Source organism: Bartonella sp. TP (assembly GCF_030406085.1).
In the GTDB taxonomy this organism is placed as follows: Bacteria; Pseudomonadota; Alphaproteobacteria; order Rhizobiales; family Rhizobiaceae; genus CALTWN01.
Genome location: NZ_CP129002.1, coordinates 414,388 through 429,360 on the forward strand (window position 1 = coordinate 414,388; position 14,973 = coordinate 429,360).

The following is a 14,973-nucleotide window of genomic DNA, read 5'->3' on the forward strand; positions in this document are numbered from 1 at the left end:
TATTTAAACATCTCTTTTTTCGAAATCTATACGTGGATCTACCATTGCATAGGCAATATCTGAAACCAAATTGCACAACAATCCTAATATAGAAAAGATAAACAAGGACCCAAAAACCACTGGATAATCCCGCGTAATAACTGAATCATAACCAAGCAGGCCAATACCATTCAAGGAAAAAGTTGATTCAATTAAAATAGAGCCAGTAAAGAAGGCTGCAACAAAAGCATTAGGAAAACCAGCTATAACTACCAACATCGCGTTACGGAATACGTGCTTATAAAGAATATCACGCTCTGTAACGCCCTTAGCTCTGGCCGTTGTAACATATTGCTTACGTATTTCTTCTAGAAAACTATTCTTAGTCAAAAATGTCGTAGTTGCAAATCCAGAAACCACCATTGCTGTTAGCGGCAAAGCCAGATGCCATAAATAATCTAATATCTTGTGGGGCAAATTCATATCAGCAAAATTATCAGATACCATATGGGTAAGCGGAAACCAATTAAGTACAGAACCACCAGAAAACAAAACTAGCAGCACCATGCTAAATAAAAAGGGTGGTATAGCATAGGCTATAATAATTACACTACTTGTCCAGGCATCAAAAGACGAACCATTGCGCACGGCTTTTCTAATACCCAATGGTATAGCTATAAGGTAAGAAATCAATAATTGCCAAATCCCTAACGAAAGAGAAACCGGTAGCGCGTCAACTATCAAATGCAGCACCGACTCGCCACGGAAAAAAGAATTGCCAAAGTCAAAACGCAAATAATCCCAAAGCATTTTAAAATAACGCACTAGAGGTGGTTTATCAAAGCCAAACTGCTTTTTTAAATCCTCAATAAGCTTAGGATCCATTCCTTGTGAGGCACGATAGCTACTATCGGCGTCTTGAGTAACAGCACCAGCTTTTTCTGCCACTGTTTTTAATTTATGATGCGCAGCATCTGACAAAAGGTTACGGTTAGCCAATGAAGCACCACTAGACTGTATCCGGGCCATCATGGTTTCAACAGGACCGCCTGGCGTGAATTGAATAAGCAAAAACACAACAGTCATTATACCTATAAGGGTAGGCACAATAAGCAGCAACCGACGCAAAATATAGTGTCCCATTATAAACTCCCTATCTCTTTTAACAATTTGAACATTACAAATTAAATATTTTTAGCTTTAGACTCGGCTTCTTTACCCGTTGGCCTAACCCAACCAGAAAGAAAATCAAAACCTCGGTATTGAGCCTGCCTCTCAGGAAACTGTAGTTTATTCCAATAAGCCAAATTTATATATTTTGGCGTCCAGGTAGGAAGTAGATAATAGTTCCACTTAAGTACTCGACCTAAAGCGCGGACAGCAGCTACTATACCTTCGCGAGTCTGCTCATGAATCAAAACATCTATCAGCTTATCTACAGCAGGATTGCTAACACCGGCATAATTATTGCTGCCATTGGTATTGGCTAAAGCCGAGCCAAAATAATCCAACTGTTCATTACCAGGGGAATCGCTTTCTTTATGATTTTCATAAATTATATCAAAATCATGCGTACTGCGTCTATTTATATATTGTGTATTATCCACCGTACGTATACTTATGTCTATACCCAAACGGCGTAAATTAGCAGCATAAAAAGATGTAAATTGCTCATTAATAGCAGTAGAAAGCAAAAATTCGATTCTAAATGGATTACCATTTTTGTCAACCAAATGGCCATCCCTTAATATCCAGCCCGCTTCTTCTAAAAGCGACATCGCTTCTTCTAAATTCTTGCGCGCATCTTTAGGCGTTTTATAACTTGGGGCCTTAAATTCAGTGTCAAAAACTTCATGCGGGACTAAATCTCGCACTTTTTCTAGCATTTGCTTCTCTAAACCCTGCGGCAAGCCCTCTGAGCGCAACGCTGGAAAGTTATAATAATTCAACACACGCTGACATTGGTTATAAAACAAAGTTTTATTCATAGTATCAAAATCAAGCGCTAGGAATAAAGCCTTGCGCACGCGCCTATCCGCAAACTTGGCGCGACGAACATTAATATGATAAGATGGGTAATCCGTAAAAATATTTTGATAAGATCTACGCGTTATTTCACCATTTTGCATAGCTTTAAAGTTATATTCATGCAACCATCTATGCATTATTTTTTCTTCGCGATAGTCGATTATACCGCCTTTTTTAAAAGCTTCCCATTCAGAATTTTCATCGCGCATATAATTATATACAATCTTGTCATAATTATTACGCCCAAGATTTACCAAGGAATCCTTGGCCCAGTAGTTTGGCACACGCTCCCAAACTATCTGCTTAGCAGGAATGATACTAGCTATTTTATAAGCACCAGACCCCAAGGGGATTTCTAAAGTTGGCTTAGTTACATCACGTTGATGGCCGTTTTTATCTTTGCCCATCCACCAATGTTTTGGCAAAATCGGCAAATCCCCTATAACCATCGGCATTTCCCTATCGCCACTGCTTTTAAACACAAACTTAACAATATCAGGAGCTGGGGTTTCTACATGATCTACAATATCAAAATATCCATGATAAAAAGGCGAATATTTATGTATTATACCAAAAGACCAAACAACATCTTCGGTTGTTATGGGTGTACCATCATGCCATTTAGCACGCGGGTCTATCTTAAAACTAACCCAGGAAGCGTCTGGCGGAGCCATCATAGCAGAAGCAACACCAGGATAACCCATGCTACCTTCGTCAATAGAAGCAGTCAACAAAGTATCGTATAGCAACCCGCCACGCAACGAAAGAAGACCTTGGGCTGGAGAGCCTGCTACTATATAGGGGTTTAAACTGTCAAACGTTCCAATAGCCACCATATTAAGCGTTCCACCTTTTGGTGCATTGGGATTGACATAATCGTAATGTGTAGCTCCATTTCTATATTTAGAAGGCTCTGTTAGGGTAGGAAAGCTATCCCATTTTAGCTCTGCTGTTTGTGCAGAAGAAGCGGCAGCTGGTTGCTTAGTAACCGCTGCATCTTCACCATAGGACAAATTAACTAAACTAGTAATAACAGCAGCTGAGGTTAAAAAATGTAGAATTATAGACGTTGCACGCAAGATTTTTCTCCTATATTAACCCCGTTCACTTTACAGTATTTTTTTTTCTATAGCAAACGCATTTTTACATTTTTTTTACTTTATGCATAAAAAAATCACTTTATCTATTGCAATTGTGAAGCTTTATACAAATATAGTAGCAGATCAGCCCTATTTTTTTCTTCCGTAATTCCTTGGAAACCCATGCGGTTTCCTGGCACAACCCCCTGTGGAGCCGTTAAATATTTGTCTAGCAGGGCTGGCGACCAAGTTTTATGCTCGTTAGCAAAATCTTGCATAGCCGCAGAATAATAAAAATTCTTTTGCGACGCTATTTTTCTGCCTACTATCTGGGATAGATTGGGCCCTATGCCGCCTACCGCCCCCGCGCTGAGGCTATGACAGACCATACATTGCTGAAAAAGCACTTTTCCGTGCGCGGCATCAGGAATTATCGCGGCCTGCGCTTTTGGCAAATTCGGCTTAACTATTGAAGCTTGCGTTATATCATAAGCAATATGATCCTCACTATTTGCAAATAGCAAATAACTGCAGATTATGATAAAGCCACCTATTATTACCCAAAATATTATAGCATAAAGCAGCATCTTAAATATTTGTTTACCCATTAGCATAATTTAAGTTAATATATTTGCGAACAAATAACAAACTAAATGGATGAATTTGATGCCAAATGATTTAGCAATAATAATACCAGCACGTCTAGGCGCCAGCCGCTTACCCAACAAGCCGCTGGCTGACATAGCTGGTACACCGATGATTATACATGTTGCTCAACGTGCCAAGAATGCTTCTATCGGGCCTGTATTTATCGCCACTGGCGACAGCGAAATAGTTAATGTGGCTCGCGACTATGGCTTTAAAGCAATTTTAACTCAGCAAACACATGAAACAGGCTCTGATCGTGTTTTTGAAGCCTTATGCATAATAGAGCAAGAGCGCCAACAAAAATACAAATATGTCATGAATCTGCAAGGCGATTTACCCAATGTTAATAGCGATTCTTTGAAAATTGCTCTAGAAGCAATGATCCTTAGCAAAGCCGATATAACGACGTTAGCAAATCTTGTGAATGATATAACAGAAAAAAATAATGAGAATGTAGTAAAACTCATAGCGGCAGCCAGAGCAGAATATTTACAAGCACTATATTTTACTAGAGCAGCAGCGCCCCATGGCAATGCCGAATTTTATAAACATATAGGTATTTATCTATATAAAAGAGATGCTTTGGAAAAATTTATAAAACTACCAGCATCTAAATTAGAGCAACAAGAAAGACTAGAGCAATTGCGAGCTCTTGAAGCTGGCATGACTATAGCGGCAAAGCTGGTTTTAGACGACCCTATAAGTGTGGATACAGCGGAAGATTTAGAACAAGCACGCAAGCTATTAGCAAAATAATTTTTAAGCTTGTGTTTTTGGCAAAAATGTTGCATATAAATAATGGAAGGTTGAGTACGGACATGGAATTCGCCAACCGGGTCAGATTCGGAAGAAAGCAGCCCTAACGAATCCTCTGTGGGTCGTGGTTCGGCCTTCCACCAAAATACCGTTTACCCAAATCTTTAAAAGCTATAGATACTCCCAACAATGCAAGAATCCGGCTATAAAGTATTAGCACGCAAATATAGGCCAAAAAATTTTAACGAATTAATCGGCCAAGACCATATGGTGCAAACGCTAGCCAATGCCTTCGAAACGCAACGCATAACACAAGCATGGATGCTAACTGGCGTGCGCGGTGTAGGTAAAACAACAACAGCGCGTATTTTAGCTCGCGCACTAAATTATAGCACCGATAAGATAACCGCTCCCACCGTTAAATTAGAAGAGCTCGGTGAGCATTGCTCCTCTATAATGAGCGGTAACCATATTGATGTTATAGAAATGGATGCGGCCTCTCATACTGGCATAGACGATATAAGAGAAATTATTGACCGCATAAAATATCGGCCTGTGAGTGCACGTTATAAAGTTTATATTATTGACGAAGTGCATATGCTTTCTAACCAAGCTTTTAATGGCTTATTAAAAACTTTAGAGGAGCCGCCTAGCCACGCCAAATTTATTTTTGCCACTACGGAAATACGCAAAGTCCCTGTTACAGTCTTATCCCGCTGCCAGCGCTTTGATTTGCGCCGAGTAGATACCGAATTATTAACCGAATATTTAAAAAAAATTATACAGCTTGAAAATGTACAAGCAGATGAAGATGCCTTATTCATGATAGCGCGAGCGGGCACTGGCTCTGTACGCGACACACTTTCAATATTAGAACAGGCAATAGCCTATGGCAACGGCCAGCTACAAGCAGCTGAAGTAAGCGCAATGTTAGGCTTTACTACAAAAGAGCAGATTATTGCCCTCTTTGAATATATAATACAAGGCGAAGCTAGCAAGGCACTGCAATTATTCAATGACTTATATCAAGCTGGGGTCGAGCCAATTAATTTATTAATAGATTTAGCCGATTTCAATCACGTTGTGTTAAAATTAAAACTTATAGATGAAATGGCCAAAAGTAATGCACTATGGCAAGCAGAGAGAGAACGCGGGCAATCGCTCGCGCAAAGGCTGGATATAAGCAACATTGAGCGCAATTGGCGAATATTGCAAAGCGGCATTGAAGATGCGACTAAATCTTTCAGCGCATTACAAGCATGCGAAATGACCATTATACGATTATGCTATGCAGCAAATATTCCAAATTTAGAAAGTTTTTTAAATGGTTCTATGGCAACAAAAGCACCGCCCAACTTAGATAATGAAGTAATAAGGGCAGCGCGCCAAAAATTCCCAGATCTCAGCATTAATATTATTAAAGAATAATAAAATGCATAAAAACAATACGGAAATTGACCAGTTAATAAAGCTGCTAGCGCAATTGCCCGGACTAGGGCCCCGTTCGGCCAGGCGCGCTGCTCTGCATCTTATTAACAAACGAACGAGCTTAATGCAGCCTTTGAGCGCAGCCTTAAACAATGTTTTTGAACGTATAAAAATCTGTAACATATGCAATAATATCGACACACACGACCCATGTAATATCTGCTGCGATAAAAGCCGAGATAAAAATACACTAATAATTGTAGAAGAAGTAGCAGATTTATGGGCCTTAGAACGCTCAATGATTTTACGCGCTAAGTATCATGTCTTAGGCGGGCATTTAGCACCCTTAGACGGTATTACAGCAAAAAATTTGCATCTAGCCACTTTACCTATGCGTCTGGAGCAAGAGCGTTTTACAGAGATCATTATTGCCGTAAATGCTACTATAGAAGGGCAAACTACCGCACATTACATAAAGAATTTGCTAAAGGATTTTGCCATTAAAATCACCCGCCTTGCGCGCGGAGTGCCGCTAGGCGGAGAGCTAGATTATCTAGACGAGGGCACCTTAGCCCAGGCTATAGATGGCCGCACCAATCTATAGCTTACCTCATAGCTAGACTTGCCATAATTTGGTAAAGCTCTATCTCGATCTATATGGACAGATTACAAAATATAAATCTAGACGAAACGGCATTTTTTTTTGACTTTGACGGCACCTTAGTAGATATCTGTCCCAAACCGCAAGAAATTGTTATAGCAAACGATTTACCTAACATTCTAGCTATTATCAACGAGAAAACTCATAATGCTATGGCTATTATAAGCGGCAGGAAAACAGAAGAAATAGAGCAGCTGCTAAAGATACCCCTGAATATTGCTGGCATACATGGCGCTGTAATTAAAAACATTAATGGTGAATTAATTACAGCTAGTGAAAGTGCAGATTTTGCCGAAGCCAGACAATATATGAAAAGCCATGCAGAAGAACAATCATTATTATATATAGAAGACAAAGGACTTTCCATAGCTATTCATTACCGCAACAAAGATAGCTATATGAACATAAAGTTAAAGAAACAAGCCTATGATTTGGCACTTTCAGCATTAGAGCTCTGCAAAGATAATTATGAGCTACAATTTGGTAAGTTGGTAATAGAGCTAAAACCAAAGGGGCAAAATAAAGGCACAGCTCTAGATTATTTTATGAACCAACCGAATTTTAAAAATCGTCTACCGCTGTGTTTTGGCGATGACATAACAGACTATTCTATGTTTGCCGCCGCTAAAAAATATAATGGGTTCGCATATAAAATAGAGGAAAACACAAAATCAAACGAAAATAAAGGCTGGGCTAACATAGCTACCCCCAAGCAATTACGAAATATCTTGCAACAAATGATCGAGTTAAATAAATAATGAGCAGACTCATAATTGTTTCGAACCGAGTAGCCAGCCCTAATGAGCGTGGGGCAGCCTCTGCTGGCGGCCTAGCAATAGCCTTGCAACACGCATTAAGCCAGCGCGGCGGCCTTTGGCTAGGTTGGTCTGGCAAAGCTGTTGCAGAAACTGATATGCTTAAACGCCGCGAAATTAAAACAAATAATATAGACTATATCTTGCTAGATTTAACCCAAGAGCAAGTTACAAACTATTATCATGGTTTTTCAAATCGCCTATTATGGCCGCTTTGCCACTATCGCCTAGATTTACTAAAATTTGAGGCCGAAGAATTTAAGTCCTACATAGAGGTTAATCGTTTATTTGCAGAAAATTTACTAAATTTACTGCGCAAAGATGATGTAATATGGGTACATGATTATCACTTATTGCCTCTAGCTAGCGAATTACGGCAATTAGGAGTAAAAAATCCCATAGGCTTTTTTTTACACATACCCTTTCCTTGCCCCGATGTTTTTGCTACCGCTCCGCCTAGTCGGCATTTGCTAAGTGCTATGTGCTCTTACGATCTGCTAGGCTTTCAAAGCCAAAATGATCTACAAAATTTTACGCAAGCATTAAAGGCAGAAAATATAGCAACCAAGATAGATAATAATAAATATCACATATTTGGGCATGAGCTTAAAACAGGCGTATTTCCAGCTTCTATAGATACTGCTGGCTTTGCTAAATTGGCTAGTGAAACTAATGATATAGAGCTTTCTCAGCGCTTGATAGTAGGTGTAGATCGGTTAGATTATTCCAAAGGCATTTTAGAGCGCATGCAAGCCTATAAATTATTCCTAAGCCAGAATGCAAATCTTATAGAAAAGGTAAAATTTCTGCAAATTACCCCTCGCTCACGCACAGATTTACTAGCATATAAACAATTGCGACAAGAGGTAGCAAAATTGGCAGGAAATATAAATGGCCAATATGGCACCGTAAAATGGACACCCATGAACTATATCAATAAGGCAATAAAACAGGCCGAATTAAGCGCGATCTATAGAAGCGCTATCGCAGCATTAGTAACCCCGTTACGTGACGGTATGAATTTAGTAGCCAAAGAATATGTCGCTGCGCAAGATCCAAGCAATCCAGGGGTTTTGATAATTTCTCGCTTTGCGGGCGCAGCAGATAGCCTAACCGGGGCATTAATAGTAAACCCGTATGACACGCAAAATGTTGCAAATGCTTTAAGCACAGCAATCGCTATGGACAAAGAAGAGCGCATATCGCGCTGGCAACCTATGCAAGATTATTTATTAAAACATGACGCGGCTAATTGGTGCGAAAATTTTTTAAAGCAGCTTTCGGCAAAACCCTTGCATAGCTATAAATAAACTTATATCATTCATTAATCATGAAAATCCTAACTATAGATACCGCCAGCGATATGTGCATGTGCATGATAAAAGAAACTGCTGGCATACAGCATTCGGCTATCGAAAATATAGGACGTGGCCATGCCGAAAGATTAATTTTGCAAATAGATGAGCTATGCAAAAAAGCCAACCTCTCACTAAGCGAGCTAGATGCTGTCTGCGTAAATACTGGCCCAGGCTCATTTACAGGAATAAGAATAGGTGTCGCTTCAGCGCGCGGTCTGCAGTTAGCTTTGCAAAAGCCAGCTATAGGCGTTAGCTATTTCACGGCCCTTGGCCTATACGCTCATACCTTATGTGAAGATAAAAATATCGCTGTAATCTTCAAAGCCTATAGCGGTCATTACAATTGCATGTTTTGGTCGCCAAATGAAAATTTTTTTGATATAACAACTAGCTCTACCCTATCGCTAGAACAGTTAAAAACTCGCGTAAAAAATAATTACATAATTATAGGCAACGGCGCCCAGGACCTTGAAAGCCCAGACAAAATAGTCATTAGCAATGAAGATTTGTTACAAACGCTTGATAATATAGCCCGGCAGATCTTATCCGAAGCGACACAAATTAATAGCAACGCCATCACCTGCCCGCCAAAGCCTTTATATATGCTACCATACCAACAACACTCTGAGCGCTAATGGGCTTAGAATTTTACAATAGAAAAACTAAATTTATCATACGCCAAATGGCCCCAGAAGATAGCATGGCAGCTAGCCAGCTACATGCCAACCGTTTCAACCCAGCTTGGAGTTATGCAAGCTTTTACAAATTTCTAAATGACGCGCAGATATTAGGCTGGTGTGCCTGCACACAAGGCCAGCAAGAGCAAATGCTAGGATTTATCCTATTACGCATGGCGGCAGATGAGGCAGAAATACTAACCATTCTTACGCAAAAAAATTCCGAAGAACGCGGCATTGCAACAAATTTATTACGCGCCGCCATGCAAGCCTTGCATGAATTACAAGCAAACAACCTTTATCTAGATGTAGATGAAAATAATCACAAAGCTATAAAGCTATACAAAAAATTTCAATTTAAGCCTATAAGCACACGCAAAGCCTATTATAATAATGGCGCTGAACAAAAGCGCTCTAACGCCATTGTGATGTGCTATAATTTCTGTTATACTGGGTTATAATATTTAAATAACTAATAACATAAACACTCTATGGACCCGACTGAACCACTGTTAACCCCTAAAGCAACGCGTAAGTTTTTTATAAAAACCTATGGCTGTCAAATGAATGTATATGATAGCCAGCGTATATGCGATAGTTTAATAGCTGAAGGCTACACCAATACAGATAATGTTGACGAAGCGGATTTGGTGCTAGTTAACACCTGCCACATAAGAGAAAAAGCAGCAGAAAAGCTTTATTCCGATCTAGGCCGCTTACGTGTGAAAAGTGAACGCTCTGGCAACAAGAAGCTGCAAATAGCGGTTGCTGGCTGCGTAGCCCAAGCAGAGGGCGAAGAAATATTTAAACGCGCAAAAGTAGTAGATGTAATAATAGGTCCACAAGCCTATCACAAATTACCAAGCTTATTGCAACAAGCCCAACAGGGCAAAAAAATAATAGATACCGCTTATAGCACAGAAGATAAATTTAACCACTTACCTTTGCCAAAAGCAGCAAATATCGCTAAGCGAGGCATTACTGCTTTTTTAACGGTGCAAGAAGGTTGCGATAAATTTTGCACTTTTTGCGTGGTTCCCTATACTAGAGGAGCGCAAATTTCACGCCCTTCTAAACAAATTATTGAAGAAGCAACCAAACTGGTTCAGGCTGGCGTTAAAGAAATAACTTTGCTAGGGCAAAATGTTAATGCCTGGGCTGAAGAATCAGGCAAGCAAAAATATAACCTGGCCCATCTTTTATTCGATTTAGCAAAAATTCATGGCATAGAGCGGCTACGTTACACAACTAGCCATCCGCTTGATATGAATGATGATTTAATTGCAGCACATCGTGATCTAGATATATTAATGCCTTATTTGCACCTACCCGTACAATCTGGCTCTGACAAAATTCTAAAAGCTATGAATCGGCGCCATAATGCTAGCGATTACATAAAGTTAATAGAAAGAATCCGCAAGGCAAAACCAGACATAGCTTTTTCTGGCGATTTTATCGTAGGTTTTCCTGGCGAAACAGCAGAAGATTTTGCCGCAACAGTGGATTTAGTAAAAATAGTTGAATATAGCGCAGCTTATTCATTTAAATATTCACCACGTCCTGGTACGCCTGGTGCTAACTTAACCAATATTGTAGAAGAATCTATTAAGGATGCTCGCCTAACACAATTGCAAGCCCTATTGCGCGAGCAACAGACAGCTTTTTTGAAAAGCAAAATAAACCAAACCACCAGCGTTTTAGTTGAAAAAACTGGACGCCATGCTGGCCAAATGATAGGCAGATCGCCTTGGCTTTTACCCGTTGCAGTTAATTGCAGCGCACCAATAGGCCGCTTGGTAGAAGTAACTATCACCCATGCCGAGCCAAATAGCTGGCTCGGACAATATGTAGATACAACTAAATTAGCTGTTTGAGCTATGTACCCTAACCACCCTGCGCATTATAGAGACATATAATTCACGTGATAGAAATTGACCTTTCCCGCCTTTCTACTTTATGGCCTAGCCACACAGAATTATCTGCTTTTTGCAATATGCTATTAACGCCTATAAGTACCAGCCTTATCTATTATTATCCCAATTGGGAAACTATACAGAGCGAACTGAGTTTAGTTTTTACTGATAACGAACATATTACCAAACTTAATAGTAATTGGCGCGGTGTTGATAAAGCAACAAATGTTTTATCCTTTCCTGCTTACGATTTAAAGATTGGCGAGGCGCCTTCACCAATCCTGGGCGATATAATTTTTGCATTTGAAACGATAAAGGAACAGGCGATAACACAACACAAACCCTTTGAACATCATCTTTCGCATTTATTTATTCACGGATTCTTGCATCTTTTAGGATTTGATCATGAAACAGAAGAACAATCTGACAAAATGGAGCCACTAGAGTGTGAAATCTTGGCCAAATTACACATACCAAACCCTTATATTTTACCAGAGAATGCTTAAATAACTTACGACTATGCTAGAGAAAATTAAAAAAAAATTAAAAAAACTATTTAATCCTGCCAAACAAACTGAACCCACGGATTTACGTAGCACATTATTACACGCAATCGTAAGACCCGAACAATCAGACAAATCACTTACAGCAGAAGAACGACTGCTATTAAGAAACACGCTATTGCTAGGCGAGTCTTGTGTAGATGACATTATGATACCGCGGGCACAAATAGAAGCCCTTGACCTTACTAGCACTTTGGGCGAAGCATTAGAGGTTTTTGAAGATTCTGGTTATTCACGATTACCCATATATGACGAGACTTTAGACGACCCGCGCGGCATGATTCATATACGGGATATTTTAAATTATTTTACCAAAAAACTCTTAGGCAATAAAAATACAGCGCCTATAAATCTAGATATAGCTATTAGCGAATTAGATATCATTAGAGATGTCTTATTTGTACCTAGTTCTATGCTTGCTAATAAATTACTACAAAAAATGCAAGCTTCAAGAACACAAATGGCGCTAGTGATAGATGAATATGGCGGTACAGATGGCCTTGTTTCCTTAGAGGATATTGTAGAACTTATTGTCGGCGAAATCGAAGATGAGCATGACGAAGATACAGCCCTGATAGTAAAATTGCCCAATGGTAGCTTTTTAGCTGATGCCGGGGCCGAGCTACAAGAGGTCAAAGCAGTATTGGGCGATAAATTTATTACAGCCCCATTTGAAAATGAAGTAGATACATTAGGCGGGTTGATTGTAACAAAGCTGGGCCATATTCCACCGCGTGGACAAACGGTAGAGGTTATACCGGGCTACCGCTTTCGCATAGTCGAAGCAGATAAACGGCGAATCAAACGCGTACGAATTAAAGCTATAGAAGACGCAAACCAAGCACAACCACCCCTTGCCTAATGCCAATTTGTTATGTAGCAGCCTTTCTACTAGGAGCAGCGCTATCTTTTGGTTTTGCTCCATTTAATTTTATACCAATTTGTTTTCTTAGCTTTAGCTGTTTTATTTATCTGCAATATCACTTCATTAAGTTACAGCGGCCACGACAAGCGATCTTTACCTTGGGTTTTCTGTTCGGTTTAGGCTATTTTAGCTTTAGCCTATATTGGATTTTTTATGCTTTTATAATTCTCTATGCCGACACTATAAATTATGCAATTTATACATTATTAAGCGCAATAGCGCTCGCAAGCTTATTTATCTATTTAAGCTTATATTGGGGGGCGGCCAGTTTCATTACAAGTTTTTTTAAGCCAACCCTAACCAACCAAGCACTAGCCTTTGCCTGTAGTTTAGGACTTGGCGAATGGCTGCGGGCACATCTATTTAGCGGATTTGCTTGGAATTTAATCGGATACAGCGCAGCATTTTCGCCCCTATTAATGCAAATAGCGGCACCTCTAGGTATTTTTGGGCTGACTAGTTTAAGTATTTTAATATATTCTTGCCCAGTGCTAGTAATAAAAGCAACTCCCAGACCATTTTTTATTCTTATCTCGGCTTTGCTAATAATTTTAACAGACATAGCTTACGGCTATTTATGTTTGGCAAACGCTCCTACTATCGCTAGTTATGCTCAGCCAGCTTATAATCTTCGCCTTATCCAACCATCTATTCAACAATCAGATAAATTAAATCCCCGCTATAGTATAAAAAATTTCTACACCCATCTAGAGCTCAGCACAAAAATAACTACAGACCCAATACCAGATTTAATTATTTGGCCAGAAACAGCAGTAAATTTTTTTCTAGAACAGCATCGCGAAGCTTTAAAACTTATCCAAAGCAGCCTACAAATGCAACAAAAATTACTTATAGGCACCCCGCGCGAACAAGATCAGCAAATCTATAACAGCGCCATATTGCTAAATAAGCGAAACGCACAACTAGCCTATTCAGACAAGATTCATCTAGTACCTTTTGGTGAATACATACCATATGCTACAATATTACAGCGTCTCTTTCCTAGTCTTAGCGAATTATTCAGCGGATATTCTGCAGGACAACACCGCCAGAGTGTAAAACTCACAGAGCAACAAACTTATTTACCTTTAATTTGTTACGAGGCTATTTTTCCAGATGAAATGCGCTATAGCGGACCACAAGCCAGTTTTATAGTAAACATTACCAATGACGCTTGGTATGGTAGTTCAAGCGGTCCTTTTCAGCATTTTCAACAAAGCCGCTTGCGCGCGGTTGAGCAACGCCTACCCTTAATAAGGGTGGCGAATAATGGCATATCGGCAATCATAGATCCCTATGGCCGGATCATAAAAAAATTAGATCTAAATAAAATTGGCGTTTTAGATAGCCCCCTGCCAGCCCAATATGCTTCAATATGGGGCAATTATAACTCTATAATAAAAAAAAATAAATTTAATTTCTTAACGCAAAATAGAATATTTCTCCTGATTACCGCAATCTTAGGCTGTTTAGCGCTATTTTACTAAACTCTTAGTTAGCTTGCCATTCACATAATTTTCAGCTATACAATGACTATCTACAAAGCTGTAAAGGCTTGTAGATGTTTTGTAAAAGATAGTAAATTTAAGTAAGATTGATAGTTTAGTATGAGTGACAAAAAACCAAACCCTATAGATAAACATGTTGGTAGCAAAATTCGCATGCGGCGTAATATGCTGCAACTAAGCCAAGAAAAATTGGGCGACCAAATTGGCGTAACCTTTCAACAAATACAAAAATATGAAAGGGGGCTAAACCGTGTAGGTGCAAGCCGCCTGAAATCCATAGCTGATGTTTTGGATGTAGATGTTACCTTCTTTTTTGCCGAGCGCAGTGCAACCAGTAATTTAGCTGGCTTTGCAGAGGGCAGCGTGCCGCTTGAAGAGCCATATCTAGAATTTTGCTCTAGCCTAGAAGGTACACAGTTAATAACTTCCTTTGATTCGATAAAAGACATTAGCCTACGCAAAAAAATATTAGATTTAGTAAAAGCGACTAGCGAACTATATAGCAAGCGGGTTAGTGAGCCAAAAGAAGATAAAGTAACCCCCAAAGTAACCGCGATTAAAACCGAATATTAACTTGCTTTTTTAAAAAGTTTAAGTTACATAAAACGGCTACCATCACGTTAACTTAATAAGGG

Annotated in this window: 15 protein-coding genes and 1 other RNA gene; 13 read left to right on the forward strand and 3 right to left on the reverse strand. The window is 39.4% G+C overall.

Annotated features, from left to right (window positions below; translation table 11 throughout):
* Positions 1 to 3: 3 nt before the first annotated feature.
* The 3 genes from yejB to QVL57_RS02115 form a co-directional block, all read right to left on the reverse strand.
* Positions 4 to 1,122 carry a microcin C ABC transporter permease YejB gene (yejB, locus tag QVL57_RS02105; protein WP_290077111.1) on the reverse strand — a complete coding sequence of 373 codons (1,119 nt, stop codon included), beginning with the start codon at positions 1,120 to 1,122 and terminating at the stop codon, positions 4 to 6.
* A 41-nt stretch (positions 1,123 to 1,163) separates the two neighbouring features.
* Positions 1,164 to 3,086, reverse strand: coding sequence for an extracellular solute-binding protein (locus QVL57_RS02110; RefSeq protein ID WP_290077113.1), 1,923 nt, complete (start codon positions 3,084 to 3,086; stop codon positions 1,164 to 1,166).
* Positions 3,087 to 3,190: 104 nt separating this feature from the next.
* Entirely contained in the window at positions 3,191 to 3,694 is a 504-nt protein-coding gene (locus QVL57_RS02115; protein ID WP_290077115.1) for a c-type cytochrome, read from the reverse strand.
* 58 nt (positions 3,695 to 3,752) lie between these two features.
* Between QVL57_RS02115 and QVL57_RS02120 the strand changes: the two genes are divergently transcribed.
* The 13 genes from QVL57_RS02120 (at position 3,753) to QVL57_RS02180 (ending at position 14,911) form a co-directional block, all read left to right on the forward strand.
* Positions 3,753 to 4,490, forward strand: coding sequence for a 3-deoxy-manno-octulosonate cytidylyltransferase (locus QVL57_RS02120; RefSeq protein WP_290077117.1), 738 nt, complete (start codon positions 3,753 to 3,755; stop codon positions 4,488 to 4,490).
* A 44-nt stretch (positions 4,491 to 4,534) separates the two neighbouring features.
* An RNA gene (gene ffs, locus QVL57_RS02125) (signal recognition particle sRNA small type) lies at positions 4,535 to 4,632 on the forward strand.
* Between the two features lie 47 nt (positions 4,633 to 4,679).
* Positions 4,680 to 5,918 (forward strand): DNA polymerase III subunit gamma/tau, encoded by a 1,239-nt coding sequence (locus QVL57_RS02130; RefSeq protein ID WP_290077119.1) that lies wholly within the window; start codon positions 4,680 to 4,682, stop codon positions 5,916 to 5,918.
* 4 nt (positions 5,919 to 5,922) lie between these two features.
* Positions 5,923 to 6,522 (forward strand): recombination mediator RecR, encoded by a 600-nt coding sequence (gene recR / locus QVL57_RS02135; RefSeq protein ID WP_290077121.1) that lies wholly within the window; start codon positions 5,923 to 5,925, stop codon positions 6,520 to 6,522.
* Between the two features lie 53 nt (positions 6,523 to 6,575).
* Positions 6,576 to 7,337, forward strand: a complete 762-nt coding sequence (gene otsB / locus QVL57_RS02140) for a trehalose-phosphatase (RefSeq protein ID WP_290077122.1) — start codon at positions 6,576 to 6,578, stop codon at positions 7,335 to 7,337.
* The gene (locus tag QVL57_RS02145) at positions 7,337 to 8,704 is read left to right on the forward strand and encodes a trehalose-6-phosphate synthase (RefSeq protein ID WP_290077124.1); all 1,368 of its coding nucleotides are present in this window, start codon (positions 7,337 to 7,339) and stop codon (positions 8,702 to 8,704) included. Before otsB ends, QVL57_RS02145 begins: the two co-directional genes overlap by 1 nt.
* A gap of 20 nt (positions 8,705 to 8,724) precedes the next feature.
* Positions 8,725 to 9,387: a tRNA (adenosine(37)-N6)-threonylcarbamoyltransferase complex dimerization subunit type 1 TsaB gene (gene tsaB, locus QVL57_RS02150; RefSeq protein WP_290077126.1), complete on the forward strand. Its 663-nt coding sequence runs from the start codon at positions 8,725 to 8,727 to the stop codon at positions 9,385 to 9,387.
* Positions 9,387 to 9,890, forward strand: a complete 504-nt coding sequence (locus QVL57_RS02155; protein WP_290077128.1) for a GNAT family N-acetyltransferase — start codon at positions 9,387 to 9,389, stop codon at positions 9,888 to 9,890. The genes tsaB and QVL57_RS02155 overlap by 1 nt, the downstream gene beginning before the upstream one ends.
* A gap of 30 nt (positions 9,891 to 9,920) precedes the next feature.
* Positions 9,921 to 11,303: a tRNA (N6-isopentenyl adenosine(37)-C2)-methylthiotransferase MiaB gene (gene miaB / locus QVL57_RS02160; RefSeq protein ID WP_290077130.1), complete on the forward strand. Its 1,383-nt coding sequence runs from the start codon at positions 9,921 to 9,923 to the stop codon at positions 11,301 to 11,303.
* 47 nt (positions 11,304 to 11,350) lie between these two features.
* Positions 11,351 to 11,848 carry an rRNA maturation RNase YbeY gene (gene ybeY / locus QVL57_RS02165; RefSeq protein ID WP_290077131.1) on the forward strand — a complete coding sequence of 166 codons (498 nt, stop codon included), beginning with the start codon at positions 11,351 to 11,353 and terminating at the stop codon, positions 11,846 to 11,848.
* A 13-nt stretch (positions 11,849 to 11,861) separates the two neighbouring features.
* A complete protein-coding gene (locus QVL57_RS02170) occupies positions 11,862 to 12,767 on the forward strand; it encodes a hemolysin family protein (protein ID WP_290077133.1) in 906 nt (301 codons plus the stop codon).
* Complete coding sequence (lnt, locus tag QVL57_RS02175) at positions 12,767 to 14,317, forward strand: apolipoprotein N-acyltransferase (protein ID WP_290077135.1); 1,551 nt, start codon at positions 12,767 to 12,769, stop codon at positions 14,315 to 14,317. Before QVL57_RS02170 ends, lnt begins: the two co-directional genes overlap by 1 nt.
* Positions 14,318 to 14,437: 120 nt before the next feature.
* Entirely contained in the window at positions 14,438 to 14,911 is a 474-nt protein-coding gene (locus QVL57_RS02180; protein WP_290077136.1) for a helix-turn-helix transcriptional regulator, read from the forward strand.
* The last annotated feature ends 62 nt before the right edge of the window (positions 14,912 to 14,973 follow it).

Bases quoted from the DNA above. Each gene is read 5' to 3' on its own strand.
- yejB (WP_290077111.1), bottom strand. From the start codon at position 1,122: ATGGGACACTATATTTTGCGTCGGTTGCTGCTTATTGTGCCTACCCTT.
- QVL57_RS02115 (WP_290077115.1), bottom strand. From the start codon at position 3,694: ATGGGTAAACAAATATTTAAGATGCTGCTTTATGCTATAATATTTTGG.
- QVL57_RS02120 (WP_290077117.1), top strand. From the start codon at position 3,753: ATGCCAAATGATTTAGCAATAATAATACCAGCACGTCTAGGCGCCAGC.
- QVL57_RS02130 (WP_290077119.1), top strand. From the start codon at position 4,680: ATGCAAGAATCCGGCTATAAAGTATTAGCACGCAAATATAGGCCAAAA.
- recR (WP_290077121.1), top strand. From the start codon at position 5,923: ATGCATAAAAACAATACGGAAATTGACCAGTTAATAAAGCTGCTAGCG.
- otsB (WP_290077122.1), top strand. From the start codon at position 6,576: ATGGACAGATTACAAAATATAAATCTAGACGAAACGGCATTTTTTTTT.
- QVL57_RS02145 (WP_290077124.1), top strand. From the start codon at position 7,337: ATGAGCAGACTCATAATTGTTTCGAACCGAGTAGCCAGCCCTAATGAG.
- tsaB (WP_290077126.1), top strand. From the start codon at position 8,725: ATGAAAATCCTAACTATAGATACCGCCAGCGATATGTGCATGTGCATG.
- QVL57_RS02155 (WP_290077128.1), top strand. From the start codon at position 9,387: ATGGGCTTAGAATTTTACAATAGAAAAACTAAATTTATCATACGCCAA.
- miaB (WP_290077130.1), top strand. From the start codon at position 9,921: ATGGACCCGACTGAACCACTGTTAACCCCTAAAGCAACGCGTAAGTTT.
- QVL57_RS02170 (WP_290077133.1), top strand. From the start codon at position 11,862: ATGCTAGAGAAAATTAAAAAAAAATTAAAAAAACTATTTAATCCTGCC.
- lnt (WP_290077135.1), top strand. From the start codon at position 12,767: ATGCCAATTTGTTATGTAGCAGCCTTTCTACTAGGAGCAGCGCTATCT.
- QVL57_RS02180 (WP_290077136.1), top strand. From the start codon at position 14,438: ATGAGTGACAAAAAACCAAACCCTATAGATAAACATGTTGGTAGCAAA.